Origin of the sequence: Flavobacterium chungbukense (assembly GCF_020805785.1) — a bacterium.
In the GTDB taxonomy this organism is placed as follows: Bacteria; Bacteroidota; Bacteroidia; order Flavobacteriales; family Flavobacteriaceae; genus Flavobacterium; species Flavobacterium chungbukense.
Genome location: NZ_JAJGZV010000002.1, coordinates 748426 through 773353, shown reverse-complemented (window position 1 = coordinate 773353; position 24928 = coordinate 748426). Strand labels below are relative to the sequence as shown.

At 32.9% G+C, this 24928-nt stretch carries 24 protein-coding genes; 14 read left to right on the top strand and 10 right to left on the bottom strand.

What is annotated here, in order from left to right; genetic code table 11:
- The first annotated feature begins 14 nt into the window (after positions 1-14).
- From mnmA to LL966_RS08650, 5 genes are read left to right on the top strand one after another with little or no spacing between them, the layout of a single operon-like run.
- Positions 15-1202, top strand: coding sequence for a tRNA 2-thiouridine(34) synthase MnmA (mnmA, locus tag LL966_RS08670; protein ID WP_229352463.1), 1188 nt, complete (start codon positions 15-17; stop codon positions 1200-1202).
- Positions 1203-1249: 47 nt separating this feature from the next.
- Complete coding sequence (locus tag LL966_RS08665; protein ID WP_229352461.1) at positions 1250-2863, top strand: S8 family serine peptidase; 1614 nt, start codon at positions 1250-1252, stop codon at positions 2861-2863.
- A 9-nt stretch (positions 2864-2872) separates the two neighbouring features.
- Complete coding sequence (locus tag LL966_RS08660) at positions 2873-3817, top strand: NAD(P)H-dependent flavin oxidoreductase (RefSeq protein WP_229352459.1); 945 nt, start codon at positions 2873-2875, stop codon at positions 3815-3817.
- 20 nt (positions 3818-3837) lie between these two features.
- Positions 3838-4248 (top strand): hypothetical protein, encoded by a 411-nt coding sequence (locus tag LL966_RS08655; protein ID WP_229352458.1) that lies wholly within the window; start codon positions 3838-3840, stop codon positions 4246-4248.
- A gap of 38 nt (positions 4249-4286) precedes the next feature.
- Positions 4287-6173, top strand: coding sequence for a T9SS type B sorting domain-containing protein (locus LL966_RS08650; protein WP_229352457.1), 1887 nt, complete (start codon positions 4287-4289; stop codon positions 6171-6173).
- A 12-nt stretch (positions 6174-6185) separates the two neighbouring features.
- Here the strand turns inward: LL966_RS08650 and LL966_RS08645 are convergent, their stop codons facing one another.
- Positions 6186-6620, bottom strand: coding sequence for a DUF4268 domain-containing protein (locus LL966_RS08645; protein WP_229352456.1), 435 nt, complete (start codon positions 6618-6620; stop codon positions 6186-6188).
- 91 nt (positions 6621-6711) lie between these two features.
- Here LL966_RS08645 and LL966_RS08640 point away from each other — a divergent pair, with 91 nt between their 5' ends.
- Together LL966_RS08640 and LL966_RS08635 are read left to right on the top strand one after the other, a co-directional pair.
- Complete coding sequence (locus tag LL966_RS08640) at positions 6712-7365, top strand: NUDIX hydrolase (protein ID WP_229352455.1); 654 nt, start codon at positions 6712-6714, stop codon at positions 7363-7365.
- 123 nt (positions 7366-7488) lie between these two features.
- Entirely contained in the window at positions 7489-8298 is an 810-nt protein-coding gene (locus LL966_RS08635; RefSeq protein ID WP_229352453.1) for a lysophospholipid acyltransferase family protein, read from the top strand.
- Positions 8299-8424: 126 nt separating this feature from the next.
- On the opposite strand, the gene LL966_RS08630 is transcribed toward LL966_RS08635, so the two are convergent.
- The 3 genes from LL966_RS08630 to LL966_RS08620 all read right to left on the bottom strand — a co-directional run bounded on the left by LL966_RS08630 (position 8425) and on the right by LL966_RS08620 (position 10738).
- Positions 8425-9057, bottom strand: a complete 633-nt coding sequence (locus LL966_RS08630; RefSeq protein WP_229352451.1) for a hypothetical protein — start codon at positions 9055-9057, stop codon at positions 8425-8427.
- Between the two features lie 8 nt (positions 9058-9065).
- A complete protein-coding gene (locus tag LL966_RS08625; RefSeq protein ID WP_008462500.1) occupies positions 9066-9560 on the bottom strand; it encodes an RNA polymerase sigma factor in 495 nt (164 codons plus the stop codon).
- A gap of 116 nt (positions 9561-9676) precedes the next feature.
- The gene (locus LL966_RS08620; protein WP_229352448.1) at positions 9677-10738 is read right to left on the bottom strand and encodes a DUF3810 domain-containing protein; all 1062 of its coding nucleotides are present in this window, start codon (positions 10736-10738) and stop codon (positions 9677-9679) included.
- 321 nt (positions 10739-11059) lie between these two features.
- On the opposite strand from LL966_RS08620, the gene LL966_RS08615 reads away from it, so the two are divergent.
- Complete coding sequence (locus LL966_RS08615) at positions 11060-12520, top strand: aminoacyl-histidine dipeptidase (protein WP_229352447.1); 1461 nt, start codon at positions 11060-11062, stop codon at positions 12518-12520.
- Between the two features lie 307 nt (positions 12521-12827).
- Here the strand turns inward: LL966_RS08615 and LL966_RS08610 are convergent, their stop codons facing one another.
- The 3 genes from LL966_RS08610 to LL966_RS08600 form a co-directional block, all read right to left on the bottom strand.
- On the bottom strand, positions 12828-13601 hold the full coding sequence (locus LL966_RS08610; protein WP_229352446.1) for a carboxypeptidase-like regulatory domain-containing protein: 774 nt from the start codon (positions 13599-13601) through the stop codon (positions 12828-12830).
- 207 nt (positions 13602-13808) lie between these two features.
- Complete coding sequence (locus LL966_RS08605) at positions 13809-15734, bottom strand: DEAD/DEAH box helicase (protein ID WP_229352445.1); 1926 nt, start codon at positions 15732-15734, stop codon at positions 13809-13811.
- 204 nt (positions 15735-15938) lie between these two features.
- A complete protein-coding gene (locus LL966_RS08600) occupies positions 15939-16517 on the bottom strand; it encodes a non-canonical purine NTP diphosphatase (protein ID WP_229352443.1) in 579 nt (192 codons plus the stop codon).
- A gap of 75 nt (positions 16518-16592) precedes the next feature.
- Between LL966_RS08600 and LL966_RS08595 the strand changes: the two genes are divergently transcribed.
- Positions 16593-18371, top strand: coding sequence for an ABC transporter ATP-binding protein (locus LL966_RS08595; protein ID WP_229352442.1), 1779 nt, complete (start codon positions 16593-16595; stop codon positions 18369-18371).
- Here the strand turns inward: LL966_RS08595 and LL966_RS08590 are convergent.
- Positions 18352-18735, bottom strand: coding sequence for a ribosomal maturation YjgA family protein (locus LL966_RS08590; protein WP_229352441.1), 384 nt, complete (start codon positions 18733-18735; stop codon positions 18352-18354). The two genes, LL966_RS08595 and LL966_RS08590, sit on opposite strands and share 20 nt — an antisense overlap.
- 273 nt (positions 18736-19008) lie before the next feature.
- Between LL966_RS08590 and LL966_RS08585 the strand changes: the two genes are divergently transcribed.
- The 3 genes from LL966_RS08585 (at position 19009) to LL966_RS08575 (ending at position 21296) form a co-directional block, all read left to right on the top strand.
- Positions 19009-20187, top strand: a complete 1179-nt coding sequence (locus LL966_RS08585) for a glycoside hydrolase family 88 protein (RefSeq protein ID WP_229352440.1) — start codon at positions 19009-19011, stop codon at positions 20185-20187.
- A gap of 6 nt (positions 20188-20193) precedes the next feature.
- Positions 20194-20598 (top strand): hypothetical protein, encoded by a 405-nt coding sequence (locus tag LL966_RS08580; RefSeq protein ID WP_229352439.1) that lies wholly within the window; start codon positions 20194-20196, stop codon positions 20596-20598.
- Between the two features lie 263 nt (positions 20599-20861).
- Entirely contained in the window at positions 20862-21296 is a 435-nt protein-coding gene (locus LL966_RS08575; protein ID WP_229352438.1) for a hypothetical protein, read from the top strand.
- A gap of 51 nt (positions 21297-21347) precedes the next feature.
- On the opposite strand, the gene LL966_RS08570 is transcribed toward LL966_RS08575, so the two are convergent.
- Together LL966_RS08570 and LL966_RS08565 are read right to left on the bottom strand one after the other, a co-directional pair.
- Positions 21348-22862, bottom strand: coding sequence for an FMN-binding glutamate synthase family protein (locus LL966_RS08570; RefSeq protein ID WP_229352437.1), 1515 nt, complete (start codon positions 22860-22862; stop codon positions 21348-21350).
- Positions 22863-22899: 37 nt separating this feature from the next.
- Positions 22900-23682: an NYN domain-containing protein gene (locus LL966_RS08565; RefSeq protein WP_229352436.1), complete on the bottom strand. Its 783-nt coding sequence runs from the start codon at positions 23680-23682 to the stop codon at positions 22900-22902.
- Between the two features lie 201 nt (positions 23683-23883).
- Between LL966_RS08565 and LL966_RS08560 the strand changes: the two genes are divergently transcribed.
- Positions 23884-24333 carry an RrF2 family transcriptional regulator gene (locus LL966_RS08560; RefSeq protein WP_229352435.1) on the top strand — a complete coding sequence of 150 codons (450 nt, stop codon included), beginning with the start codon at positions 23884-23886 and terminating at the stop codon, positions 24331-24333.
- Between the two features lie 22 nt (positions 24334-24355).
- A complete protein-coding gene (gene azu / locus LL966_RS08555; protein ID WP_229352433.1) occupies positions 24356-24880 on the top strand; it encodes an azurin in 525 nt (174 codons plus the stop codon).
- Positions 24881-24928: the final 48 nt, after the last annotated feature.

Here is a 24928-nt window from a genome sequence, read left to right as displayed (position 1 = left end):
TTAAACATTTCAAAATGAAACGAGTAGTTGTTGGACTTTCAGGTGGAGTAGATTCTAGTGTTGCCGCTTATTTATTGCAGCAGCAGGGATACGAAGTAATCGGTCTTTTTATGAAGAATTGGCACGATGATTCGGTTACTATTTCTAACGAATGCCCATGGCTAGAGGACAGTAATGATGCTTTGCTCGTTGCTGAAAAACTAGGGATTCCGTTTCAAACTGTTGATTTAAGCGAAGAATACAAAGAAAAAATCGTAGACTATATGTTTAACGAATATGAGAAAGGAAGAACTCCAAATCCTGACGTACTTTGTAATCGCGAAATCAAATTTGATGTGTTTATGAAAATCGCTTTAAGTCTTGGTGCAGATTATGTGGCAACGGGACATTATTGTCAAAAAAGCGAAATTGAAGTGGACGGAAAAACGGTTTATCAATTGATTGCTGGAAATGATGTTAACAAAGATCAATCTTATTTCCTTTGCCAATTGTCGCAAGAACAATTGTCAAAAGCATTATTTCCTATTGGAGCCTTGACAAAACCTGAAGTACGAGAAATCGCTGCTAAAATGGAATTGGTTACAGCTGAAAAGAAAGATTCTCAAGGTTTGTGTTTTATTGGAAAAGTTCGTCTTCCTGAATTTTTACAGCAAAAATTGCAACCAAAAGAAGGGAAAATTGTTCAGGTAGATAAAAATGATCCAATTTATACTATCGAAAAAACAGCAGAACTTTCTTTAGAAGAAGAATTAAAACTAGAATCTCAAAAACTAGATTACCTTCCTACAATGGGGAAAGTAGTTGGGAAACATCTAGGAGCACATTATTTCACAGTCGGACAAAGAAAAGGTTTGAATGTAGGAGGAACGACAGATCCTTTATTTGTGATTGCTACAGATGTTGAAACCAATACAATTTATACCGGTTTGTCAAGTTCGCATCCTGGGTTATTCAAAAAAGCTCTTTTTGTTGGAGAATCTGAAGTACACTGGATTAGAGAAGACTTAAAATTGAAAGCAGGTGAAAAAATGGAGGTAATGGCAAGAATTCGTTACCGTCAGCCTTTGCAAAAAGCAGTTTTACACCAATTTGAAAATGGAATGTATGTGGAGTTTGAAGAACCACAGTCTGCTATTACAGAAGGACAATTTGTAGCTTGGTATTTAGAAAATGAATTAGTTGGTTCGGGAGTAATTTCTTAGCTTTATACTTTATTTGGAATTTGAAATAAATTCCACAAAAGTATAATATGAGATACAATTTTACTTTTCTTTTAATACTTCTTTCATTCACCGTATTTGGACAAGAAGAGGCATGGGTTTATTTTAATGGAAAACCTAATGCTCAGACTTTTTTTGCTAATCCGTTAACAGAACTTTCTCAGAAAGCTTTAGATCGAAGAACGAATCAAAATATTGCGTTGGATATTACCGATGCGCCTTTGGAAACTTCATACGTAGACCAAATCAAGTCTAGCGCAGGAATCACGATTATGGCTCAATCTAAATGGCTAAATGCACTTCATATTCGTGGTTCGCAGGCAAATGTAAATGCTTTAAAAATATTAGGATTTGTTCAGAAAGTTGAATTTGCAGATAAAACTCTAAACACTACAGGGAAAAAAGTTTCTCAAACTGAGACCAATAAAACGAAAAACAAATTAGAAACGGCTATTGATTATGCTTACGGTAACTCTGCTAATCAAATTCAGATGTTAAACGGACAAGTTTTACATCAGCAGAATTATACTGGAGAAGGAAAAATTATAGCTGTTTTGGATTCAGGCTTTCCAGGTGTAAACACAGCGCAGTCGTTCGAAAATCTTCGAAACAACAATAAAATTTTGGGTGGTTATGATTATACCGAAAGAAATGCTAATTTTTATGCAGGTGGTAGTCACGGAACAATGGTGCTTTCTACAATGGGCGGCTACAAAGAAAATGCTTTAATAGGAACTGCTCCAAATGCTTCATATTATCTTTTTATTACAGAAATAGAAAAAGATAATATAGAGAATCCATTGGAAGAATCACTTTGGGTTGAAGCAGCTGAGAAGGCAGATGCTTTGGGAGTTGATATTATTACAAGTTCATTAGGTTATTTTGGAGGTCGTAATGAATCGAGATACAATCATACCTACAGCGACATGAACGGAATTACCAATTTCGTTTCTCGTGGCGCTGAAAAGGCTTTTAGCAAAGGAATTTTAGTTTTAGCTTCAGCAGGAAATGAAGGAACTCAAGTAGAAAAACATATCGGTTCGCCAGCCGATGCAGTATCTGTTTTGGCAATTGGATCAGTTATATCTACCAAAGTACGATCTAGTTTCAGTTCAATCGGACCAAGTTACGATGGAAGAATTAAACCAGATATCATGGCGCAGGGAACAACCGCTGTAGTTTCTGATGTGAATGGAAATATTGGTTCAGCAAGTGGAACTTCTTTTTCATGTCCGATTATGGCAGGAATGTGTGCTTCTTTGTGGCAGGCTTTTCCAACGAAAACCAATAAAGAAATTAGACAGATGATTTTAGCTTCTTCTGATCGATTTACAACACCAGATAATAATTACGGTTACGGAATTCCGAATTTTGGATCAACGTTAAGTGTATATAATTTTATTGCAGAAATGGCTTTTTCGGTTTATCCGAATCCAGTAAAAAATACGGTTACATTTTCTTTTTTAAATGAAAACAATACAGCTTCAGTAACGATTTATTCTGTTTTAGGGCAAAAAATATTAGAAGAAAAAATTAATAATTCGAATCCTGTTCTCTCGCTTCAATCTTTACAAAGCGGACTCTATTTTTATAGTTTTGACAGCGAAAATCTGCATAAGACGGGAAAAATCATCAAGCAATAATTTTTTTTAATGAATAAAATTACGCAACTCTTTAATATAAAATATCCAATTATTCAAGGCGGAATGATTTGGAATAGCGGCTATAAATTGGCTTCAGCTGTAAGTAATGCAGGAGCATTGGGACTTATTGGTGCAGGTTCAATGTATCCGGAAGTTTTAAGAGAACATATTCAAAAATGCAAAAAAGCTACAGATAAGCCATTTGGAGTTAACATTCCGATGTTGTATCCAAATATTGAAGAAATTATGAATATTGTAGTAGAAGAAGGCGTGAAAATCGTTTTTACTTCTGCTGGAAATCCTAAAACTTGGACTTCATTTTTAAAAGAAAAAGATATTACAGTAGTGCATGTTGTTAGTAGCAGTGTTTTTGCTTTAAAAGCACAAGATGCAGGAGTAGATGCTGTTGTTGCTGAAGGCTTTGAGGCAGGCGGACATAATGGCCGTGAAGAAACCACTACACTGACTTTGATTCCGATGGTAAAAGAAAAAATTCGGATTCCATTAATTGCTGCGGGAGGAATTGCAACAGGAAGAGGTATGCTTGCCGCAATGATTCTAGGAGCTGATGCAGTTCAGGTTGGAAGTCGTTTTGCGGCCTCTGTAGAATCTTCATCGCACAATAATTTTAAAGAAACAATAGTTAATACCAAAGAAGGAGGTACGCAATTGACTCTTAAGGAATTAGCCCCAGTTCGATTAATAAAAAATAAATTTTATCAGGACGTTCAGGATTTATATCAAAAATGTCCTTCTAAAGAAGAATTAGTTCAGCTTTTAGGACGTGCAAGAGCTAAAAAAGGAATGTTTGAAGGTGATTTGGATGAAGGAGAATTAGAAATCGGACAAGTGGCAGGTTTAATTCATGAGATTTTGCCCGTAGAGCAAATTATTCAACAAATGATTACCGAATTTGAACTTGCATCCAAAGAAAAGACTACATTTGAGTTTTAATTATCTGCAAGAAATATTTTATGAATTCTATACGCACTTACATATTATTGCTTTTTTTAGCGCTAGGTCTGCAAAAGGTTCAAAGTCAATCTTATCATTTTAAGACTTCGGGTTTTAGCGTTCTAGAAAAAAATGAAAGAGGAAAATGGGGCGAATGGTCCAATTTGAATTTAGTAAACCTTTCTGTAGTTTTAGATACCAATAAACATAGGGTTGTAGTGTATTCTCAAGAAATTCAGCTTTTTAGTATTTTAGACTACATAGAAAGAGAGGAAAACGATACCGATATTACATATTCTTTTGTTTGTAAAGATAATGACGGACGAGAATGTAAATTATCTATTATAACACGTAAAAAACAAGATTATAGAAAACAATTATATATTAATTACGACGATCATATTATTGTGTATAACATTTTTACGGTGTAGGTAATAAAATATTTAGTTAATTAGTGGGGCAATTAGCTATGAGAATAAAAAAAAAGATTTCGATTTTATTATTTTTTGCTGTATTATCTGTATCATCTCAAGAATGGAAACAAAACTTTAAGATTGTTGAGCCAGTTCGTGATATAGAGAATGCTTTTGGCTGTGCCGTAGCAACTTTTAAAGGTTATTCAGCATATGGTGCAAATTTAGTTAATGTCGACGGTGTTCAAAATGCCGGAAAAGTATATATAGCAAAACAAGATTGCGATGGTTGGAATATATACCAAGAACTTTCGCTTCCAGATGCAAGAAATTATTGCAGTTTTGGATACAGGCTATTTATGACCGATAAAATTCTTGCAGTCGCAGGTTGTGATCCAGATTTTTCTAATGGAAATGCGATATACTTATACGAAAGGAACAGTTCTGATCAATATGTATTTACTCAAAAAATCGCAAGAATTGAAAATTCTCTTGATGACAATTATGGGGCTGATATTTCGATTTCGGGCAACATTATGGTCATCGGCTCTTCTTACAACAGCACTGACGCTAATTTAGATAATTATTTAGAAAACGCTGGAGCCGCATATGTCTTTTTTAAAGATAATGATGATGTTTGGAAATTTATGCAAAAAATTGTGGCAAGCGACAGACAAAGACGAGATACATTTGGTAACTCCGTGGCTGTTTTTGAAAATACAATTGTTATTGGAGCAGTCGAAGAAGGTGATAATTGGGAAGGAGCTGCGTATGTATTTGAAAAAAGTCTACTCTCTAATAAATGGTTAGAAACTAAAAAGTTAACAGCTTACGATTTTAGAGGATTACAAGATAGATTTGGTGAGGTGGTAAGAATCAATGAAAATGGAATCATGATTGCTGCTCAAAGCGAAGATGATTATGATTCTTATTTGAGTGGTGATGGAGGAGGTGAATTAACCATGTTAGGTTCTGTTTATATTTTTAAGAAAAGTACAAACGGAAATTGGATTGGACATCAGAAATTAAGAGCTTCTGATGGTTCTGCACAGATTTTCAATTTTGGAAACAAAATGGAAATATATAATGATCAAATAGCTGTTAGGGCTAGTGAATATGAATATGATGCTAGCGGAAATTTATCAAAAGTTTTTGGACGTGTATACATGTTTAAAAAAGGAACTGATGGCAAGTGGAATGAGTATCAAACGGTACAATCTAATATAAAGCGAAATAGCGATTGGTTTGCGGGCTCAATGTCTTTGTTTAAAGATGATTTGGTTATAGGGGCGTTTTGGGATGCGTTAGATGCAAATGGTAACAATTACATGCGTTATGCAGGAACGGTTTATATTTTTAATACTTATGATTATATAGATACCAAAAAGCCTATAGTTAACACAATTCCAACTCTTACCGCGTGTGCAGACTTAAGAAATGGGTTTTCTTCTAAATTTAATCTCTCCACTATTGAAAAAGATCTAATTGCAAATTCTGAAGATTTCATTTTTAGATACACAGATAAAAATGGTAATAATTTACCATCGCCTTTGCCTTCCAATTATTCAAATGTTGAGCCTTTTTTTGACAAAATTAATGTCAGCATTTCAAATAAAAATAATCCACGTTGTTATGAAAATATTGAAATTGAGTTAAAAACAATTTCCGATTGTCAACAAAACGAAGAAGCAAATTATAATATACCTAAGTTTTTTACTCCAAATGGAGATGGATTTAACGATAGTTGGGAGATAACAGGAGTTACTGATAATTATGCTGTTTTCATCTACGATCGATTTGGGATGCTATTAAAAGAATTGCGTCCTAATTTGGGTTGGGATGGTAATTTTAATGGAAGTCCAATGCCTTCAACAGATTATTGGTTTAAAATGATATTTGATAATGGTAAAACTGCATCAGGACATTTTTCGCTTAAGCGATAAGATAAAAAGTATTTATTCAACATCCTTAATAAACTCATCATATTCTAAATAGAACATTTCGAGAGCATGCATGTTTTCGTTGAAAAAGTCAAAAATGGTATCCCAAGTGTTTTTATTGCTGAAACCAACGCCAAGTTTTTCAACCCAAATTCGGCTGATAGTTTTGCCACTTTCTAAAGTAAAGTTTTTCTCAAAGACAAGGTTTTTAATAAATTCTTCTTCCAAAATATTTTTCAAAGCTTCCAGTTTTTCAAAATAAGCAATGCGTTTTTCATCGCTTCTTTGTTCAATATCAATTAAAACCTGTGCTTTTTTATTGTCCACAAAAAACTTAAAAGAGAAGTCTTTAATTTTGGTATCATAAAGTACCCATTTACGCGGATATTTTTCGGCAAAAGCTACCCAAAATTCTCTTTTTATTCGTTGTGATTCTTCTCTGCTGTACATTTTTTAGGCTTTAATTTTAGAAAACTTGCGGTACTGCGTTTTCTGAAGTATATTTATGTTTTATTTAAAAGTACAAAAATAAGCTTTGATTATGAATTTTCAAGACTTTTTGAAATATGTTCCCAATATAATTCCGATTGAATTGCCAGCAGTAGCTTCACACTTAAAAATGGCTCCAAAAGAGCGAATTGAGGGATTAAAAAATATTGATATCGAAGCTTTAAACGCGAGAATGGCAGGAGTGATGATGTTGTTTTACCCTAAAGAGGGAAAAACACATCTGGTTTTGATTGTCAGAAATACTTATGATGGAGTTCATTCTGCTCAAATTGCATTTCCAGGCGGAAAATTCGAAAAAGAAGATTTGAATTTTGAAACAACAGCATTAAGAGAAACGCATGAGGAGGTAGGAATAACGAGAGATAAAATTGAAATTATTAAACATTTTTCTCCCATGTACATTCCGCCGAGTAATTTTTTGGTGCATCCTTTTTTAGGAATTGCAACTGAAGAACTGGCTTTTTATCCAGATATTAGAGAAGTTGCCGGAATTATAGAATTGCCTTTGTCGGTTTTTTTAAATGATGAAATAATAATTGAAGCTAGATTGTCAACTTCTTATGGTGCTAATATTTTAGTTCCTGCATTTAATATTCAAAATCATGTAGTATGGGGAGCAACGGCAATGATTTTAAGCGAATTGAGAGATGTATTGAAAATAACTTTTGACAATCAGAACAACTGATGTTTATTTAACAATTTGATATTCATTTGGATAACTATTAGTAGTAGAAAGTGTTATTGAGTGTTGCTGAAAGAATAATTTTTGTATGTTTGCGACTTAACATAAAAATAAGATAAATTAGTTATGGGATTGTTTAAAAGAAATCCTTTTGGGCATATATTATTCATCAAGAAATGGTTGATCCGTATTTTGGGGGCCATGACGCATAGGAGATATAGAGGTTTTAACGAATTACAGATTGAAGGGTCTGAAATTATTAAAACGCTTCCAGATTCTAATGTTTTATTTATTTCAAATCACCAAACTTATTTTGCAGACGTTGTAGCGATGTTTCATGTGTTTAATGCAAGTTTATCAGGGCGTGAGGATAATATTAAGAATATTGGTTATTTGTGGCAACCTAAGATGAATATTTATTATGTTGCGGCAAAAGAAACAATGCAGGCTGGTTTATTGCCAAGAATCTTGGCTTATGTTGGAGCAATTACGGTGGAAAGAACTTGGCGTGCAAAAGGCGTAGATGTTACAGAAAAACGTGAAATAAATCCGAACGATACCGAAAACATCAAAATTGCTCTTGCAGATGGTTGGGTAATTACTTTTCCACAAGGAACTACAAAATCTTTCAAACCTGTCCGCAAAGGAACCGCACACATCATTAAACAACACAAACCAATCGTAATTCCTATTGTTATTGACGGTTTCCGCCGTTCATTTGACAAGAAAGGATTGCGCATGAAGAAAAAAGGAATTCTCCAATCTTTCATTATCAAAGAACCTTTAGATATTGATTATGAAAATGATACAATCGACGAAATTGTAGAAAAAGTAGAATACGCAATCGAACAACATCCATCTTTTCTAAAAGTTATTCCTGCCGAAGAAATTAAAGCACAAGAAGAACTTAACAGATTAAGACAGTGGGAGTATTAATTTTTTTTGTTTCAAGTTTCAAGTTTCAAGTTTCAAGTTTCAAGTTTCAAGTTTCAAGTTTCAAGTTTCAAGTTTCAAGTTTTCAAAACTTAGAATCTTAGAATCTCAGAACCTTAGCAACTTAAATTATAAATCTATCTTCTTCAACTCTTTATAATTAGCATATAATCGACGTAAAAGTGTTCCGTAAATAACTCTGTAGAAACACCAGAACAATCCGAAGAAACCTAATATTACCAGAATTAATATACCTACAGTAACAAACATTGCTCTTCCATTTAAGGCTAATTTTTCTCTAAGAAATGCCATGTCCGGATTGTAGACAAATGCAATAAAGAAGCTTAAGATTGATGTTATTACAATCATTCCTAAATTATACCAAACGTAATACTGAACGGTTTTGCGAGTTTTTAAAATAGAACTCATCAACGATTTTGTCGAGATTGTAGTTGAAATTGTTCTGTAATTTTTGTAGAATATGTACACGAAAATTAAAACTACGACATAATTGAAATAGGTTAAAATCTCTAAGGCTGTAACAATTTCAGGATGATTCATTTTTCGAAGCACATCATCTGTATTGATAAATAAGTTCGAAAAAGTCCAAAAAGAAATTTCCAAAATACTGATAATCAAAATCCATTTTACAATTGAAGATGATTTTTTATGAATCATCTTGTAGATTTCGGTCTCAGAAATTTGTTGAAAAGAAGCAGTGTTCTTTTGCCAGTCTTTTTTTAGTAAATCCAGTTCTTTCATAATAATTTTTAAGGATTTAGTATTTTTTTAAGTTTCCCCTTAATTCTGTTCATTTTCACGCGCGCATTCACTTCGCTGATCCCTAATGTTTCAGCTATTTCTTGATAATCTTTGTCTTCTAAATACATAAAAACTAATGCTTTTTCGATGTCATTTAATTGATAAACTGCTTTGTACATCAGTTTAATTTGTTCTTCTTCTTCATAATTGTAATCAACATCTTTTACAAAATGCTGATGGTTTTCATAATCTACGGTAGAAATAGTTCTTTTGGTTTTTCGGTATAGAGTGATTGCGGTATTTAGCGCAACACGGTAAGTCCATGTTGAAAATTTACTATCGCCTCTAAATTTTGGATAAGCCTTCCAAAGCTGGATGGTGATTTCTTGAAACAAATCTTTATGTGCATCTTCGCCGGCAGTATACAATCTACAAATTTTGTGGATTATATTCTGATTTGCCTGCAGTTGCGCAACAAATGACTGTTCTAGATTTTCGCTCATAAAATGATTAGTAGTTATGAAATCATTTTTGTTACAGTTAATATCTTATTTTTTTCTGCCACAGATTAATTCAATCTAAAAAATCATTTTAATTCGTGTAATCTGTGGAAAAAAAACTATAATTCTCTTGTTTTATAATAATTGATCATCAAATCTATAAATTTACTGTAACTGTCCATTCCATCTTTTTGGTTATTCGATTTCAAGAAATTATCCCATAGAAAATGAAAACCTTCATCGATAAAAGTGTCATATTTTTTCCAGAAATCTTGGCTTTCCTGATAATTTTTTAAAACTCCAATGTTAACTTTTTTCTTTAATTGATTAAAAACGTTCTCGTTTTTATATTGCCAAATTCCTAAACAGTAACGAAGCGCAAAACTATATCCTGAATATTGATAATACAAATTGTCATTTTTAACAGAAGCCAAAACGCCAATAAAATTACATTCACTTTCGCTGGCAAATCCAATTTGATGTGCCATTTCATGGGATGTTGTTAACGGAAAATTATACATGGGCAATAGATCATTAACTTGTGCTTCGTTTGTAAAAGGATTTAAATAACCACCAAATCCCATATAAGTTAATGGAACGCTAAACAGTGAATTTTTTACACTTAGTGTTTTGTATTTAAAAAAAGGATGTTCTTTTGCTAAATTGTCATAACCATTTAAAATCATATGAAAAGATTCTTTTTGCGAATAAGGAAAGACAACCTTCGAATTTTTATTTTTAGTAATTTGATACTGAATTTCATTCGTTTTGCTAATTAACTTTTGAGTAAAATCTAAAAGATCGGCATCAGTATATTCTCTTTTAATTTCCATTTTTTCAAATAGAGGCTCACGATAATAATTAAAAGCCCAAAGCAAATGAAAGAAAAAATAAAAAACAGAAATTTTACTTAATATGGTCAAAATATGGTCTTTCCAATCTGTTTGCCAAGTTTTTCGGATTTTCCAAAACCATCCAATTATTGCTAAAATAAGAAAGGCGTAAATGCAGTCTCCAAGTGAAAAAGGAATTTTGCCAAGACCAATTCTTAAAAAATGAGAAATTCTAAGGAATATATTATTGCTGTAAAAGCCTTCGACATAATCAGGAAAATATCTTAGAATCCTTAAAAAGATAATCTGAACTAAAAGAAATATAGGAAGAATATATTTTGATTTCACAGTTTTGGTTTTTTATAAAAATAATAATTAAAAAGAAGTTCAGTTCGTTTTTTTAGAAAATTTATTTATATGTTCCTAGAGGAACATTTCGTTGGTAGAAAAAACAATTCAATTGAATTCAAGCGTTACGAAAGGGATGCCTGATTGACGCTTGCTGTTTTTATTATTACCAACCAAATGTCACTGTGTGACAATAACAATCAAATTTTTTTTTATTTTTAGCCATTATAATTTGTGCTAATTGATGAAATTCGTGGCTAAAAAAGCAATTAAACTTTGTAACTTTGAAGCTCTTAAATGTTAAACTTCAAACAAAATATAATGAGTCAGGAAATAAGAAATCTGGAGCCAAAAGAACTTTGGAATAAATTTGCAGATTTAAATGCTGTTCCCCGTCCGTCTAAAAAAGAGGAACGTGTAATTGAGTTTATGAAAAACTTTGGAAACAGCTTAGGTTTAGAAACTTTTGAAGATGAAATTCGAAATGTAATCATTAGAAAACCAGCGACTCCAGGAATGGAAAACCGTAAAGCGATTGTAATGCAGGGGCATTTGGATATGGTGCACCAAAAAAATGCAGATACTGTTTTTGATTTTGATACACAAGGAATTGATATGTATGTTGATGGTGACTGGGTTCGTGCGCGTGGTACAACATTGGGAGCTGATAACGGATTAGGAGTAGCAACAATTATGGCTATTTTAGAAAGTACAACTATTCCGCATCCAGCAATCGAAGCATTGTTTACGATTGATGAAGAAACAGGAATGACTGGTGCGCTAAATCTAAAAGGAGGAATTCTTCAAGGTCAGATTTTATTGAACTTAGATACTGAAGAAGATGATGAAATTGATATCGGATGTGCAGGAGGAATTGATGTAACGGCTACAAGAACTTATCATGAAGAAGAAGTTCCAGAAGGTTCTGTTGGTTATACTATTACAGTAAAAGGCTTGAACGGAGGACATTCAGGAATGGATATTCATAAAGGTTTAGGAAATGCGAATAAAATCATGAATCGTTTGTTATTTGACGCATTTGAAAACTTTGGTTTGCAAATCGTTGAAGTTAATGGTGGAAGTTTAAGAAATGCAATTCCAAGAGAAAGTGTTGCCAAAGTAGTCATTTCTCAAATGTTCGATGAAGCGTATGTGTACGATATGCAGGAAATTATTTCTGATATCAAAGCAGAATATAAAACTACAGAGCCTAACTTGTCTATTGAAATCGTAAAAGGAGATTTGCCTGAAAAAGTGATGGATTTAGGAGTTCAAGAAGGAGTTATTAGAGCGATTTATGCTGCTCATAACGGAGTTTATAAAATGAGCGCTGATATGGCTGATTTGGTAGAAACTTCGAATAATATTGCTCGTGTTATTATTAAAGATGGTGAAATCTCAGTAGGTTGTTTAACTCGTTCTTCAGTTGAATCTTCAAAATTTGATCTGGCAAATTCATTACGTTCAGCTTTTGAATTGGTTGGATGTGAAGTAGAACTTTCAGGATCTTATCCAGGATGGACTCCAAACGTAAATTCTGAAATCTTAGAAGTTTTAAAAGATATTTACGAAAAGCAAAATGGTGAACAGCCTAAAGTTGTAGCTTGTCACGCAGGTCTTGAATGCGGAATTCTAGGAACAAATTATCCAGAAATGGATATGATTTCTTTTGGTCCAACAATTCATGGAGCACATTCTCCAGAAGAAAGAGCTAGTATTTCATCTGCACAAAAATATTGGAAATTTGTATTGGAAATTCTTTCGAATATTCCAGTTAAATAAAGTTCTCAGTTTTCGGTCACAGTTTTCAGTTTCCTTAGAGACTGAAAACTGCGACTGCGACTGAAAACTAATTAATCTCTTTTAGGAGAATTTTTCTTTTCTCTTTTTTCTTCTTTTTTTTCTTTAGCCGTTTTTAATGGTTCTTTTTTTGCGCTTTTTTTAGCATCTTGACCTTTTGCCATAATTTTTAATTTTTGATTGTTTTATTGTCTTTGTAAGTAAATATAGCGAAATTAATATCCGGAGTAGTAAAAAAAATCCCCAATTTAAAAATTGAGGATTTAGATTTTTGTTATAATAGAGATTCTTAATTACGTTTCAGTACTTTATACTGTTCATAACATGCGCTGATCGCATCCATAATCTGAAGGTCGTTTGCAGTTTGAATGAAAGAATCAGAATAATTACAGCGATGCATAATTTCAGGGATTTCATCTTTGCTGATACCTAGCAAGACGGCAACCGTTTCACGGTCATATTTCGATTCTAAAAGATTTCTAACAGTATCATCTTTCTTCATTTCTTTCAGTTTCTTGAGTTCTTTTCCGTTTTTACCAAAGAAATTATAAAGCATATCAGCAGGATTAAAAATAGAACCGAGGACTTTACCAAATGCATTTGGTGCATATTCTCCTGCTTCATAACCTTGTGTAAGACCAGAAATGCTATAACGATAATTTTCTTTAGTAGGAATTAATTTAGAATCGATTTCAAGATATCCAGTTAAAGTAAAAGGAGCAATAATAACTTCTTCTAATGCAATTGCTTTTTCAGTAAGCTGAATTCGGGTTACTTTATTTTTTACCCAGTCATTTGTAACTCTAATTCTAAGAGATTGAAATCCTAAAATAGAGAAATGTAGCGTATCGTTAACCTGAACATCAATTTCAAAATATCCTTTCTCATCAGATTTTGCACCTCGTACTTTGTTGGTGTTAATGACGTTTACACCACCAAGTGGCTGTTTGCTGTTGTCATTAATAATATAACCTGAAACTCTTTGTGGAACTGTTGGCTGCGTATCTTGCGCAAAACCAAAGTTGGCTAGTAGTGTAAAAAAGAAAACTGCGAAATATTTCATATCCTGATTTAAAGCACTAAAAGTAGTAAATCGGGATTAAATATTTCGTAGTCTTGGAATTTAATTATAAGAAAATTAACAAAGCAAAAAAAGTATTGCTTTTAGTATTTAACTAAAAAGTGGCAAGGAGAAAGATTTTGGGTAAAAAAAATCCCAAATTCCTATTATGCTTGGAATTTGGGATTTATATTTTAAGAGATTAAGTTATTAATCTCTTCTAGTTCTTCTTGGTCTTGAGCTGTCGCCGAAGTTGTCAGAACGTCTTGGAGCTCTGTCTGAGCTACCATTTTCACTTCTTGGAGCAGAACTTCTGAAACCACCTTCTCTTCTTGGAGCTGAATTTCTATCGCTTCTGAAACCACCTTCACGTGATCCACCTTCGCGTGATCCACCATCTCTTGAAGAATTTCTGTCTCCTCTAAATCCGCCTTCACGTCTTGGAGCAAAGTTTCCTTCTCTTCTTGGTCCACCAGAATTACGTCCGCCACCACGGTTGTTATGGTCACGTCTTCCGCCTCCGTCATTTTTAGAAATCTCAACATTAATACGACGACCTTCTAATTGAACGTTATTTAAAACATCCATTACTTTATCAGTAAATTGAGGATCAGTATTAAAGAATGAGAATCCTTCTTTTACGTCAACTTTAAAGATATCATCACGACCTAAATCTAATGTTTCTTTCAAGTAATCTTTTAATGACATCCAGTCAAAATTGTCTCTTGAACCGATATTTACGAAATAACGAACTGCTCCGTTATTATTGAATTCTCTTGGTTCAGAATCACCTCTTTCACGTCTGTCTGAAGACTGAGTAGAAATATCTCTGTTCTTTTTGTAATAAGCAATGAAACGGTTAAATTCTACTGAAACCATTTTCTTAATCAATTCTTCTTTAGATAAATCTTCAAGAACATTGTTGATTGCTGGTAAATAGTTATCAATTTCGTGATCAACTTCAGTATCTTTAATTTTGTTTGCTAAGTGTAACAACTGAATTTCGCAGATTTCAATTCCAGATGGAATAGTTTTTTCTTCGAATTTCTGTTTGATGATTCTCTCGATAGAAGAAATTTTACGTAATTCACTTTTTGTAACAATTACAATAGAAGTACCTAATTTTCCAGCTCTACCAGTACGGCCAGAACGGTGGTTGTACGTTTCAATTTCATCAGGTAATTGGTAGTTTACAACGTGAGTTACGTTATCAACATCAATTCCACGTGCAGCAACGTCAGTAGCAACAAGCATCTGAATTTGTCTTCCACGGAAAGATTTCATTACACCATCACGTTGCGCTTGAGATAAATCTCCGTGTAACGCAGCGGCGCTATATCCATCTTCAATTAATTTTTCTGCTACAGCCTGTGTATCTCTTTTTGTACGACAGAAAACTACAGAGAAAATGTCTGGATTAGCATCAGCTAAACGTTTTAGAGCTTCGTAACGATCACGAGCATTTACTAAGTAAAATTCGTGAGAAACTGTTGCAGAACCTGAGTTTTTAGCTCCAACAGTAATTTCAACAGGTTCGCTCATGAATTGTTTTGCAATTCTAGCAACCTCTTGTGGCATAGTTGCAGAGAACAACCATGTGTTTTTTTGATCTGGAGTATCTGATAAGATAGATACGATGTCTTCATAGAATCCCATGTTTAACATCTCATCAGCCTCATCAAGAATACAGTAATCTATATTTTTAATGTTAACTAAACCTCTGTTAATCATGTCTTGCATTCTTCCTGGAGTAGCCACAATAATTTGTGCTCCTCTCTTAATTTCTCTGGCTTGCTCTGTAATACTAGCCCCGCCGTAAACTGCTACCACATTAATACCTTTTTCGTATTTTGAGTAGTTTTTAAGTTCGTTGGTAATCTGTAAACAAAGTTCTCGTGTTGGCGATAAAACTAATGCTTGTGTGTTTCTATTGTCAGCATCAATTTTTTGAATTAGCGGAAAACCGAAAGCTGCCGTTTTCCCTGTCCCTGTCTGAGCCAACGCAACCATATCTGTGTCTTTTTCCAATAATAGGGGAATCGCCTTTTCCTGTACCTCTGACGGATTTTCAAATCCTAGATCTAAAATCGCCTTCAGTAACGATTCATTCAATCCTAATTGTTCAAATTTATTCATATATGTATTTAAAATAGGGTGCAAAATTACAGCTAATTATTCAGATAAACTAATGCAATTTCAAGAATTATACATTTGTTATGATTTGATTATCAAAAAGTTACGATTTTTGTAAAATGATTTTTTGAAAGAAATCAGGAATTTGTTAAAAAAACACGTCTTAAAATGTAAAATTTGAAGCTTAAAATGTTGTATTTGAAACAATTATTTTGTGGCGTTCAGGAAATCAATTAGTTGGTGGACTGCTTTTCCGCGATGGCCTATTTTATTTTTTACTTCCAAAGGCAGTTCTGCAAAGGTTTTGTCAAAATTTTCAGGTTTAAAAATGGGATCATAACCGAAACCATTTGTACCTGTTTTAGTTATTGTAATTTCTCCTTTTGCAATTCCAGTAAATAAATATTGTTTTCCTTTTAGGTTTAAAGTGATAACTGTTTTAAATTGAGCGTTTCGATTTTCGTTATTTTCTAACGCTTTCAAAAGTTTATTCATATTGTCATCGGCATTTTTCTGTTCACCTGCATATCGCGCAGAATAAACTCCTGGTTCGCCGTTTAGTGCGTTTACTTCCAGACCTGTGTCGTCTGCAAAACAGTCGTAACCATATTTCTCTGTTACGTAATTTGCTTTCAAAATAGCATTTCCTTCAATGGTATCAGCTGTTTCCGGAATATCTTCTAAACAATTAATATCTTCTAAACTTAATATTTTAATGCTTTCTGGGAGCATACTTTGTATTTCTGCTATTTTGTTTTTGTTGTTTGAAGCGAAAACGAGTTTCATATAATATGTGTTTAAATGATTTCCAACACAAATTTAGAATTCTTATATTTGATATGAAGCCTAAAAATAAAATAAATGCAATTATCTGTACTGTATAAAAAAATCCTGCCCTTTGTAAAGCCGTACAGAAAGATGGTAATTGCAACTTTACTGCTTACATTTTTAGGATCTTTTGCGGCGCAGGTAAACGCTATTATTTTAAAATATACTGTTGATACCATAAATAATTTAATGGTTGCGCATGAACCTTTATCCAAAGGATTTCATTTATTAGGAATTATTAGTATCGTATTGCTTACAAAGGAATTGGTTAACTCAATTGTGCAGTTCGGACAAAAATTCTATGGAGAAAAACTCCGTATTTTTATCACAAGAGATATTTCTCAAACCATAGTTGAAAAAATTCTGAGTTACAGAATGGAGTTTTACACTTCTGACGAAAATGAAAGCGGAAAATTGCAGACCAGAATTGATGCCGGAATTAGCAGTTTAACACGATTGGTGCAAAATTTCTTTATTGACATTCTTCCTTTATTTGCAAATGCCTTTGTGGCCTTGGTAATTATGTTTTATGCTAATGTTTATGTTGGATTGGTGAGCTTGTTTATTATTCCTATTTATTTTTATATCAGTCAATTACAAGCTACAAAACTTAGCGGTTTTCGACGAAGAATGCGTAATTATAGAGAAACTAAGAATAACGGAATCATTAGTTTAATTGAATCGATAACAGTAATTAAATCTTTTGTACGTGAATCGACAGAAGCCGATCGACATGAAAAGATTCAATACGAAATGACAGAAAATCAGCTGGCAACAAGAAAAACCAGTTTTATTTTTGAAAGCATTAAAAGTTTTGTCGAGCAGATAGGAGTCGTAATTATAATTATTCTGACTGCTTATTTTGTTTTGAATAATCAAATGACAATTGGAGCTATCATGTTTCATATTATGTTATTTAATAATGTTTCATCTCCAATTAGACAATTACACCGAATTTATGATGAAGTAAATGATGCTTTAATTTATTCTGAAGGATTCTTTGATATTTTAGAAGCAGAGCAGGAGACAGAAACTAGCGGTAATTATATCCCAGAAAAAATTATTGGATTAATAGAAGTGAAAAATGTAGATTTTGTATATCCAAATGGAACACAAGCGCTTTATGATATTAATTTTACCGTAAAGCCCAATGAGACCTCTGCTTTGGTTGGATTGAGTGGTGCAGGAAAAAGCACGATAATTAATTTATTGGATAAGTTTTATCTGCCATCATCTGGCCATATTTTTTTAGATGGAGTTGATTTGATAGATTACGATACTGATTTTCTTCGAAAAAATATTGGTTTGGTACTTCAGAAAAATCATATTTTTAAAGGAACAATTGCCGAAAATATTTTATACGGAAAACCTGAAGCTTCGAAGGAAGAAGTTATTGAAGCAGCAAAACAGGCTTATATTCACGAGCAGGTGATACATTTGCCAAAAGGTTACGATTCTGATGCGCATTTGCTTTCTGGAGGTCAACAGCAGCGAATTGCCATTGCGAGATTGTTTCTAAAAAATCCGCCAATTATTTTTCTTGACGAACCAACCGCGAGTCTAGATGCGATTGCAACAGAGCAAATTAAAAAATCTCTAGATGCGATCAAAAAGGATCGAACCGTTATAATAATTTCTCACAGTATTTCTCAGATTATAGATGCATCGAACATCATCGTTTTAGAAAAAGGACGTTGTGTAGAAAAAGGAACCCATGATCAATTGTATGATAATAAAGGAACGTATTATCAAATATTTATGGCAATGGCGAACAGTTTAAATATTGATAAAATCACGCAGACTTTTGATTGAGATACTTCAAAGTGATTTTTTCAATCATAAAAACAAATAAGATTCCAAAAGTGTAAGCCAAAATATCCGACCATAAAAAACCTTGTCCTAAAACATATCTTCCAAAAATTGTTTTTCTGAGTTCAATAATCCATTCTGCTTGATACAATTGTAAAAACTCAATTCCATAACAAATCAATAAAGAAAGAAATGCAATAACTAAAGCATCTTTAAATGGAAGAAATATTCGAACCAAAGAATAAATCATTACGGCATAGAGAAAATCGCCAATCCATAAGGGGATAAAAGAGATTTTTCTAAAAAGGGTTCCAAGGAAAATAATGCTTAGAAAAATGAAGAAATAGTTGATTCTGGTTTTGTTCAAGTTTTTTTTGCTTTGTGAAACAAATTTATATTAAATTTTGAAAGAAATAAAGATTTGTTTGTTATTCCGAGGGACGAGGAATCACACGCGTATATCGACAAAGATTAGCGACTCACTTTGTGGAATTTCTAATGTGATTCCTCGTTCCTCGGAATGACAAGATTTTCTAGAAAAAAGTATAACAATCATCCATTTTTAGGTAACAAAAAATTCAAACCCCAATTAGATTCACTTTATTTCATAAATTTATCGATTAAACAAACTATCAACCACATGAATGCAAAATTTTTTACCCTAATTGCTGCTTTGTTTCTTTTAGGAAATCAAGGTTATTCTCAAAAAGACAATTCGTTTAACACTAAAAAGCAATTGGATTACTGCGCACAACAAGCTTCAAAAACTTTAAAGGTAATTCCAAATGACGGAACTTCTCCGCGAACTGTTCCAAATGGAAGTAACGAATGGAAATTTGTTGGTTACAAAGACTGGACAAGCGGATTCTGGCCAGGTGAATTATGGTTTTTGTATGAAGCTACAAAAGATAAAAAATGGGAAAAAGAAGCCGATAAATTTAGTCGTTTTTTAACGCCTCTATCTGTCAGTAAAGCAGGAGATCACGATTTAGGTTTTCAGGTTTTTAATAGTTTTGGAAATGGATATAGATTAACAAAAAATCCAGAATACAAACAGATTATCCTAAAAACTGCCGATACATTAGCAACACTTTTTAATCCGAAAGTGGGAACAATTCAGTCTTGGCCTCATAATAAAATGGGCGGTCACAATACGATTATTGACAATATGATGAATTTGGAACTGCTTTTTTGGGCTTCAAAAAATGGAAGAAATAAAAAATTATATGATATTGCTGTCAAGCATGCTGAAACCACAATGGCAAATCATTTTAGACCAGATAATACGTCTTATCATGTGATTATTTATGATTTTGAAACGGGTAAAAAAATAAAAGGAAGAACCGCTCAAGGTTACAGCGACGATAGTATGTGGGCGCGCGGACAAGCTTGGGCGATTTACGGTTTTACAATGACGTACAGAGAAACCAAAGACATCAAGTTTTTAGATTTTGCACATAAATTGGCGAGAGTTTATCTGGATAAATTGACAACAGAAGACTTAATTCCGTATTGGGATTTTAATGCGCCAAATATCCCTAACGAACTGAGAGATGCTTCGGCAGCAGCAATTGTTTCTTCGGCACTTTTAGAATTAAGTTCTTATACAAAAGACAAAAAATTGAAAGCTGAATATTTGGAGAAAGCAAAAAAAATGATTGTTTCGCTTTCAAATAATTATCAGAGTCATGATGTGAATTCTGCATTTTTATTGCATTCGACAGGACATAAACCTGCAGGAAGTGAAATAGATTGTTCTATAAATTACGCAGATTATTATTATCTTGAAGCCTTATTAAGACTTCAAAAATTAAAATAAAAAATTATGATTAAGAAAATATCTCAAATTGCTATTGCATTTGCACTTGTACTTTTGCTTGTAAGCTGTAAAAATACCAAACAAAAGCTTCAGGAATATGTAGTTACTTATAATAAAACAATCGCGCCAAGTTTTAAAGCTGAAAATGTAACGCTTACTACGGCAAGAGGTTATATTAATGACAATAAAATAGAATTGCGTTTTGAAACTAATTTAAAACAAAACGATGGTAATAAAGCGACTACTTCAGTAGCATTTGCAAGAATGAGACAATCAATGATTAAAAAAGGTCAGATTCCAACAGAATTAATAGAAGAAGGAATAGTATTTCACCTTTATTATTTAGCTGATGATAATACTGTTTTAAATAGAGAAGAGCTTACAAAGGAATCGCTTCAGTATTTAAAATAATCAATTAAATTTTTATAAATATTATACGATTAAATTCTTACATATTGAAAGTCTCTTTAAAATTTGTTTAAAGAGACTTTTTTGTGATTATAGATTAAACTAGGTCGAAGAATAACTTTTTTATTCTTACAAAATTGTCTGCTTTTTTGTATAATCAATTTGTATTCAAAGAATTATAAAGTAGTTTTTTGTGATTTAATGTTGTTTTTATGTTATAAATTATTTATGTTTGAGTTAAAAAATAACTATAAAACCAATAATTTATGAAAAAAATTACCCAAATCGCATTTGCTTTCGCGTTTGCACTTTTTCTAATCAGCTGTAAAAATACTAAGCAGAAAATTCAGGAACATGTAAGTAATTACAATAATTCTTCTTCCATAAAAGGAAATGCAATTACCAGTACAACTGCAAAAGCTTTTCTAAATGACAATAAAATTGAGATTAGAATTGAAACAAATTTAGAAGAAAATGACGCAAACAAATTAGCCTACAAAGAGTCATTTCCAGATTTATTAAAAGAAATGATTAAAAACGATCAAATTTCTACTTCATTAATTTCTGAAGGAGTAAAGTTTGATGTTTATTTCCTAGCTTACAACAATGCTATTTTAGCGCAGCAATTGGTTGATCAGCAAGAATTAGCAGTTTTGGAAGGAGGAGCTGCAGAACAAAATAAAGAAACAGCAAAATTGTAATTAGAATATAGATTTAAAAGAAAAAGCCTCTTTATAAAGAGGCTTTTTTGTTTATGAGAATTGTGTAACGTTTTTAAGATTGTCTGGAAAATACTGTTCAGATAGATCTGAAAATTCATCACCACGCATGAAAATATTAATATCAACATCTGCAAAACTGCTTTTTCCAGCTGCCGCCAAAAGTTCATTTGCTGAGTGGAGTGTATTTTTATGAAAATGGTATACACGATCTGATTTGTCTGTTACAACCAAACCTTTCATCAGCATTTTGTTTTGAGTAGCCACTCCTGTTGGACATTCGTTATTATGGCAACGTAATGCTTGGATACAGCCCAAAGAAAACATGAATCCTCGCGCGCTATTACACATATCAGCACCCAATGCAATTGCATGCAAAATAGAATAGCCAGAAATGATTTTTCCGCTTCCTATAATGCGCATTTTATCACGTATGCCTAAACGAACCAAAGTTTTATTGACGAAAATTAATGCAGGTTCAAATGGCATTCCGACACCATCAGCAAATTCTAGTGGTGCAGCTCCAGTTCCTCCTTCAGCACCGTCAATGGTAATGAAATCTGGATAGATATCTTCAGTAATCATTTCTTGGCAGATGGCTTCAAATTCGGCAGTGTTTCCAATGCATAATTTAAAACCAATTGGTTTTCCGTTAGATAGGTCACGCAATTGTTTTATGAAATGAATTAAACCTTTGGAATCAGAAAAAGCATGATGTCCTGGAGGAGAAAGTATCATAGTGTGTGGCTGAACGCCTCTAATTTTAGCAATTTGTTCTGTGTTTTTTGCCGCTGGCAGCACACCTCCGTGACCTGGTTTTGCACCTTGTGAAAGCTTAATTTCAATCATTTTTACATTCGGAAGATTGGCTTTTTCAGCAAAATTTTCAGGACTAAAATTTCCCTCTGCGTCACGGCATCCAAAATATCCTGTTCCAATCTGCCAAGTGATGTCGCCGCCACCAGCCAAATGAAATTCAGTCAGACCACCTTCACCTGTATTTTGGTAGAAATTCCCTTTTTTCGCACCAATATTTATGGCACGAACTGCGTGTTCGCTCAACGAACCAAAACTCATTGCAGAAACATTAAAAAGTGAAGCAGAATAAGGTTGTTTGCAATCTTTTCCGCCAACTAAAACGCGAGGTAATTCTTCATTTACTTTTGCTGGAAAAATAGAATGCTTTATTCCTTCATAGTTTTCGGTATTTAAGTTTAATTGAGTTCCAAAAGGCGTACTAGAATCAATGTTCTTAGCTCTTTGATATACCAATGAACGTTGGTTTCTAGAAAAAGGTTTTCCATCTGTAGATCTTTCTATAAAATATTGCTGGATTTCAGGTGCAATCATTTCAAACAAATATCTGAAATAACCCAAGACAGGAAAGTTTCGTAAAATAGCATGTTTCTTTTGCGAAGCATTATAAGCTCCAACAATCAATAAAATTGGGATAGCAAAAACGAGTAGATAAGCTCGTCCAGTGTAATAATAAATTGCAAGAACAATTAGAAACAATAAGAATCCGTAAATAAAGAATTTCTTTCTCATGTTTTTAAAAAATTAAAATAGGTAATAAATGCGATAATTAGTTGAATCTTAGACGTACATAAACGTGCTTGATTCCTTTTTTGTCCGATTCTCTTTCATCAATCTCCAAAATATCAGTCAAAGATTTCAGCATTGGAGTAAGTTTAGAATACCCATAATTTCGAGGATCAAATTCAGGTTTTTTCTTTACAATCAAATTGCCGACATCTCCAAGAAATGCCCAACCGTCATCATCTTCGATGTCTTCAATTGTAGCTTCAATCAATTCAATAGTTTGTTTGTCAACTTTATGAAGTGCTTTTTCAGCAGGTTTTTCAATCGGTTTTTTGGTATCGGCTGCGGCAACTGTTTTTGGTTTTTTCTTTTGAGTTGCTCCATCCAAAACTTCAATATAAATAAATCGGTCGCAGGCAACAATAAACGAATTTGGGGTTTTCTTTTCTCCAATTCCAATTACTTTCATTCCAGATTCACGAAGTCTTATGGCAAGACGTGTAAAATCGCTGTCGCTGGAAACAATACAGAATCCGTCCAATTTTCCAGAATACAATAAATCCATTGCATCGATAATCAGAGCAGAATCCGAGGAGTTTTTTCCAACGGTATAACTATATTGTTGAATAGGAGTGATAGCATGTTCTAATAAAACGCCTTTCCAGCCATTTGCATTTGGTTTTGTCCAGTCGGCATAAATCCTTTTCGTAGTCGGCGTTCCAAATTTTGCAATTTCTTCCATCATACCTTTTACATTGCTGTAGGGCACATTGTCTGCATCAATAAGAACTGCGAGTTTTAAATCTTTTGAATTGCTTAAAGGCATTATTTCAATATTAAAAATTAAATAGTCTCAAAGTTAAAATTAAAATTGGTTTTTATAAGAATTGAATGATGAATAAGTGATTAAATGAGCATTAATTATTTTGATTATAAATAACTAATTTCTTTTTGAAAATTAATTAAAGATAAATTTGTCTTTTATTTTCAATCTCTATATCTTTGTAAAGAATTAATAAAGCAATATATGTTTTCAAAAGCGTGTGAATACGGAATAAGGGCTTCGATATTTATTGCAACCAAATCTTCTAAAGGAATTAGAGTTGGAATAAAAGATGTTGCAAAAGAGATAGATTCTCCAGAGCCTTTTACAGCCAAGATTATGCAGATTTTGACTAAAAATGGAATCATTCATTCTGCAAAAGGTGTTGGCGGAGGTTTTGAGGTTTCTAATGAAGCTGTAAAATCTATAAAACTAATCCAGATTGTAGATGCTATAGATGGAAATAAAATTTACAGCGGCTGCGGAATAGGTTTGAAAGAATGCTCTGAACAGCACCCTTGTCCTGTACATCATGAATTTAAAAAAATAAGGGGATTGCTTTTGGAAATGCTTACTAAAACTACTTTAGAACAATTGGCTTCAGATGTAAAATCAGGCGATTTCTTCTTAAAAACATTAAATATAAACGATTAACATTTAATAAATTATTTTAAAAATGAATACAAAAAACAAAATTTCAGTACTAATCCTGATGGGATTTTTAGCAGTTACTTCTTGTGGTAAAAAAGAAACAGCTCCTGCAGATCAAACAGAAACTACTGAAACTTCTATAGAAGGAGAAGCAGCGCCAGTAACATCAACTGAAGAAAATGTATTAGTTATTGAAGGAAACGACCAAATGCAGTTCAATACAAGTGAATTAAGAGCTGTTGCCGGAAAACCAATCAAATTGACTTTGAAACACGTTGGTAAAATTCCAAAAGAAGCAATGGGACATAATTTAGTGATTTTGCAAGAAGGAACAGACCAAGCAGATTTCGCATTAAAAGCAAATGATGCTAAAGCTACCGATTATATTCCAGCATCTGAAAAAGCTGCAGTTATCGCTCACACTAAATTATTAGGAGGTGGAGAAGAAGATACAATCGAATTTACAATTGATAAAAAAGGATCTTATCCGTTTATTTGTTCTTTCCCTGGTCACGTGGCTATGATGAAAGGTACTTTAATTGTTGAGTAATTAACAAAGACTCCAAATCCTAAAAGCTTTGGAGTTTTTTTAAAAACT

What these genes read in the sequence shown, in the direction of transcription:
- mnmA (WP_229352463.1), top strand. Translation starts at nt 15, where the DNA reads ATGAAACGAGTAGTTGTTGGACTTTCAGGTGGAGTAGATTCTAGTGTT.
- LL966_RS08665 (WP_229352461.1), top strand. Translation starts at nt 1,250, where the DNA reads ATGAGATACAATTTTACTTTTCTTTTAATACTTCTTTCATTCACCGTA.
- LL966_RS08660 (WP_229352459.1), top strand. Translation starts at nt 2,873, where the DNA reads ATGAATAAAATTACGCAACTCTTTAATATAAAATATCCAATTATTCAA.
- LL966_RS08655 (WP_229352458.1), top strand. Translation starts at nt 3,838, where the DNA reads ATGAATTCTATACGCACTTACATATTATTGCTTTTTTTAGCGCTAGGT.
- LL966_RS08650 (WP_229352457.1), top strand. Translation starts at nt 4,287, where the DNA reads ATGAGAATAAAAAAAAAGATTTCGATTTTATTATTTTTTGCTGTATTA.
- LL966_RS08645 (WP_229352456.1), bottom strand. Translation starts at nt 6,620, where the DNA reads ATGTACAGCAGAGAAGAATCACAACGAATAAAAAGAGAATTTTGGGTA.
- LL966_RS08640 (WP_229352455.1), top strand. Translation starts at nt 6,712, where the DNA reads ATGAATTTTCAAGACTTTTTGAAATATGTTCCCAATATAATTCCGATT.
- LL966_RS08635 (WP_229352453.1), top strand. Translation starts at nt 7,489, where the DNA reads ATGGGATTGTTTAAAAGAAATCCTTTTGGGCATATATTATTCATCAAG.
- LL966_RS08630 (WP_229352451.1), bottom strand. Translation starts at nt 9,057, where the DNA reads ATGAAAGAACTGGATTTACTAAAAAAAGACTGGCAAAAGAACACTGCT.
- LL966_RS08625 (WP_008462500.1), bottom strand. Translation starts at nt 9,560, where the DNA reads ATGAGCGAAAATCTAGAACAGTCATTTGTTGCGCAACTGCAGGCAAAT.
- LL966_RS08615 (WP_229352447.1), top strand. Translation starts at nt 11,060, where the DNA reads ATGAGTCAGGAAATAAGAAATCTGGAGCCAAAAGAACTTTGGAATAAA.
- LL966_RS08610 (WP_229352446.1), bottom strand. Translation starts at nt 13,601, where the DNA reads ATGAAATATTTCGCAGTTTTCTTTTTTACACTACTAGCCAACTTTGGT.
- LL966_RS08605 (WP_229352445.1), bottom strand. Translation starts at nt 15,734, where the DNA reads ATGAATAAATTTGAACAATTAGGATTGAATGAATCGTTACTGAAGGCG.
- LL966_RS08600 (WP_229352443.1), bottom strand. Translation starts at nt 16,517, where the DNA reads ATGAAACTCGTTTTCGCTTCAAACAACAAAAACAAAATAGCAGAAATA.
- LL966_RS08595 (WP_229352442.1), top strand. Translation starts at nt 16,593, where the DNA reads ATGCAATTATCTGTACTGTATAAAAAAATCCTGCCCTTTGTAAAGCCG.
- LL966_RS08585 (WP_229352440.1), top strand. Translation starts at nt 19,009, where the DNA reads ATGAATGCAAAATTTTTTACCCTAATTGCTGCTTTGTTTCTTTTAGGA.
- LL966_RS08580 (WP_229352439.1), top strand. Translation starts at nt 20,194, where the DNA reads ATGATTAAGAAAATATCTCAAATTGCTATTGCATTTGCACTTGTACTT.
- LL966_RS08575 (WP_229352438.1), top strand. Translation starts at nt 20,862, where the DNA reads ATGAAAAAAATTACCCAAATCGCATTTGCTTTCGCGTTTGCACTTTTT.
- LL966_RS08570 (WP_229352437.1), bottom strand. Translation starts at nt 22,862, where the DNA reads ATGAGAAAGAAATTCTTTATTTACGGATTCTTATTGTTTCTAATTGTT.
- LL966_RS08565 (WP_229352436.1), bottom strand. Translation starts at nt 23,682, where the DNA reads ATGCCTTTAAGCAATTCAAAAGATTTAAAACTCGCAGTTCTTATTGAT.
- LL966_RS08560 (WP_229352435.1), top strand. Translation starts at nt 23,884, where the DNA reads ATGTTTTCAAAAGCGTGTGAATACGGAATAAGGGCTTCGATATTTATT.
- azu (WP_229352433.1), top strand. Translation starts at nt 24,356, where the DNA reads ATGAATACAAAAAACAAAATTTCAGTACTAATCCTGATGGGATTTTTA.